The organism is Kitasatospora sp. NPDC057542 (genome assembly GCF_042801945.1).
GTDB lineage: Bacteria > Actinomycetota > Actinomycetes > Streptomycetales > Streptomycetaceae > Kitasatospora.
On record NZ_JBHVFE010000676.1, the window covers coordinates 1 to 3,447 of the forward strand.

At 76.1% G+C, this 3,447-nt stretch carries 3 protein-coding genes; all 3 read right to left on the bottom strand.

Annotated features, from left to right (window positions below; translation table 11 throughout):
- Positions 1 to 164: 164 nt before the first annotated feature.
- A complete protein-coding gene (locus ACFU7Y_RS41920) occupies positions 165 to 1,004 on the bottom strand; it encodes a hypothetical protein (RefSeq protein ID WP_380771677.1) in 840 nt (279 codons plus the stop codon).
- Between the two features lie 122 nt (positions 1,005 to 1,126).
- Entirely contained in the window at positions 1,127 to 2,158 is a 1,032-nt protein-coding gene (locus ACFU7Y_RS41925; RefSeq protein WP_224285402.1) for a TolB-like translocation protein, read from the bottom strand.
- A partial coding sequence (locus ACFU7Y_RS41930) for an MFS transporter (RefSeq protein WP_380771679.1) occupies positions 2,155 to 3,447 on the bottom strand: 1,293 nt, incomplete at its 5' end. The genes ACFU7Y_RS41930 and ACFU7Y_RS41925, both read right to left, overlap by 4 nt.

A 3,447-nucleotide genomic window follows, 5' to 3' on the forward strand; every position in this document is an offset into this window, starting at 1 on the left:
CAGCCGAGTCCGTCTCGGCGGGGCGCAGGCGTGCACGGCGGTCGACCGCGGGAGACCGGACGGGCCACGGTGACGGCGGAACCGGGCGGGGCGCAGCCCCTCCGCACACCGCCGGGGTTCACGGCCACGCCGGCACCGACCGCAGCCGGCCACCGGCCGGCGGGTCAGCCGGTGGCGCGGATGTAGATGTCGGCGGCGCCGGGGAGGCCGCCGGGGATGGTGGCGACGTAGATGCGGCGGGCGGTGGGGGCATGGGTGGGGAGGTCGGTGGGGCTCGCGCTGGGGATCCAGGTCGGCGTGGGGCTCCGGGTCGGGGTGGGCTCGTCGGGGACGGGCTCGTCCGGCGCGGCGGCGACGGCGGGGGCCGGGCCGGCCGGGGCCGGGTCGGCGGCGGGCTCCGCGGCGGGGTCCTCGGCGGGGTCCGCGGGGTCGGCGGCGGGGCAGCTGGGTTCCGGGGTGGGGGTGGAGGGGAGGGTGGGGTCGGACTCCGCGGACGGGCTCTCGGTGGGGGTGGCGGCGACGGTGGGGGTGGCGCCCGGCGGCAGCGGGGACTCGGGGAGTTCCGGGGCCTCGGCCGGCTCGTCACCGCCGAGGGCGGCGAGCAGGTCGGCCGGGAGGGGGGCGGCCGGGCCGGGCGAGGGGAGGTCGTAGGCGCTGAGGAAGTCGCCGAGGCCGGGGGCCCTGCCGCCGCCGAGGCGGTAGTGCAGGTAGGCGACCGGGGCACCGTCGGAGGTGTGGGTGTAGACGGCGCCGACCGGGACGTAGAAGCGGCCGACCCCGGGGTGCTGGGAGGGGTGCAAGCCGGCCAGTCGTTCGGCGCGGTCACGGTCGGTCTCGCGGCCGGTGCGGCCGGCGGTGAGCGCGTTGACACCGCGCACCACCAGGGCTGCGGCGACGGACACGCAGAGCACCAGCCCGACGGCGACGGTGCGTCGCAGGACCGGGCGGCCGTGCAGGGCGGGCCAGGAGTCGGCCACCATGCGCTCGGGTGGGATGCCGTCCACGGTTGTCTTGCTCCCCCGTTCGGTCAGAACGCTCGATCAGGACGTCTGATCAGGACATTCGTTCGGAACGCCTGATCAGGACGTCACACTCTGCTCGACGTGGGACCGTAGCCGAGAGTTCCTCAGCCCAGGTAGGCGGGGGCGACCGCGGCCCTGGTGACCGGCTGCGCACTGCCCGAACCGTCCGCCGGGACGGTCCACAGGTCGGCGCCGTAGTCGCCGGGCAGGGCGTAGAGCAGGGTGCCGTCGCCGGACCAGAGCGCCTGGTCGTCGATGTTGCGCTGCTCGGCGGTGGCGGTCTCCGTCATGGTGGCGAGGTCGAGCACGTACAGCCGCCACGGGGCGTCGGCGGGCAGGCCGGGGACGCGCTTCTTGTACGCGACGCGGGTGCCGTCCGGCGAGAGCGAGGGGCACTCGACGTTGTCGTGCAGGGTGGTGAGGGTGCGGGCGGCGAGGTCGCCGCGGACGAGGTGGGTCTGCCCGGCGCTGGCGAGGGTGGCGTAGAAGGTGTTGTCGTCGGCGAAGGTGACGCCCCAGACGTTGATGTCGTGCGCCTGGTACGGGTGGCCGTCCAGGACGACCGCGAAGTCCTCCAGGTTCTCCCGCAGGTTCCAGTCCCGGACGTCCACGATCGAGGTGCGGGTGGAGAAGTCGCTGCCCGCGTACGAGTCGCCGCTGACGAAGACCGTCCAGGCGGCGAGGTGCCCGGACGGCGAGACCCGGGAGCGGGTGGGGATGCCGGCCGCCGGGAACGAGCGGAGTTCGCGCAGGTGGTCGTCCAGGACGACGGCGCGGTAGGTGTCCTCCAGCGCGCCGTGCTGGGCCTGGAGGCAGATGCCGGTGCCCGCGGCGGCGTGGAAGCGCAGACACCGGACGCCGGAGGCGGTGCGCGGGCCGTCGGGGCGGTCGGCGGCGACGGTGGTGATCTCGTCCCGGTGCGGGCCCCAGGCCATGTTGCGGAACAGCAACTGCCGGCCGTGGCCGGACGCCTGGAGCGAGACGGTGCCGGAGGCGACCTCCGGCCCGCCGGGCTGGACCTCGTCCCGACGGGCGGTGCGGTCGGCGGCGTAGAGCACGGCTCCGGTGCCGACGGCGCCGAGCAGCACGACGGCGACCAGCAGCACGATCACCCTGGTCCGGTTCTGCGGGTTCACGGGTTCTCCTCGGCGGCGGGGACGGGTTCGGGCTTCCCGGCAGCAGCGGCGGCAGCCGGTTCGGACGGGCGCAGCACCACCGCCGCGCCGAGCACGCACAGCGCCAGCGCCCCCGCCGACCAGCCCAGCGCCGCCGGGCCGCCGACCGCGCCCCACAGCGCGCCGAACAGCAGCGAGCAGGCGAACCGGGCCAGCGCCTGCCCGGTGCCGACCAGGGCGAGCCCGGCGCCGCGCTGCTCGGCCGGTACGGCGTCGGCGGCCGCGGCGGCGAGCACGCCGTCGGTGGCCGCGTAGAAGGTGCCGTGCAGCACCAGCACGCAGAGCACCGCCGGCAGCCCGCGCAGCGGCGAGAGCAGCAGCCCGTACCCGAGCAGCAGCACCCCGTGCCCGGCGAGGAAGAGCCGGTGGCGGCCGATCCGGTCGGCGAGCGCGCCGAGCGGGACGGCGAGCAGCAGGAAGGCGGCGGCGGTGCCCAGCGGCAGCAGTGGGAACAGGCCGACGGGCAGGTCCAGCCGGCGCTGGACGAGCAGGTAGAGGAAGGAGTCGCTGACGGTGGTGAGGCCGAGCAGGACGGAGCAGAACGTCAACCGGCGCAGCCCCGGCAGCCGCAGCAGGGTGAGGCTGTCGCGCAGCGAGGGCGCGGAAGTCGACAAGTCGTCACGCTGCTGCCGGTTCGGCACGAACAGCAGCAGGATCAGCACGCCGAGCGTCGCGACGCACGAGCTGACCGTGAACACCGCGTCGTAGCCGTGCCGTTCGCCGCCGTCGGCGAGCAGCGGGCCGCCGGCCAGCCGCAGCACCAGGAAGGCGGTGAGCGGGCCGAGCAGGGCGCCGGCCGTGTCCATCGCCCGGTGCACGCCGAACGCCCGGCCACGGTGGGCGGGTTCGGTGGCGAGCGAGATCATCGCGTCCCGGGGCGCGGTGCGCAGGCCCTTGCCGGTGCGGTCGACGGCGATCACGGCGCCGATCAGCGGCACGGTGTGGACGAACAGCAGCAGCGGGCGGCACAGCGCGGACAGCCCGTACCCGACGGCCGCGACGGCCTTGTGGCGGGCGGCTCCGTCGCGGCCGCGGCGGTCGGAGAGGTGGCCGCCGACCAGCCGGACCAGCGCGCTGAAGCCGTTCTGGATGCCGTCGAGCAGGCCGAAGCCGAGCGGGGAGAGGCCGAGGCCGGTGAGCAGGTAGAGGGGGAGGACGGCGGCGACCATCTCGGAGGAGATGTCGGTGACCAGGCTGACGGTGCCGAGGGCGACGACCGCCCCGGGCACGGCGCCCCGCCGCACCGGGCC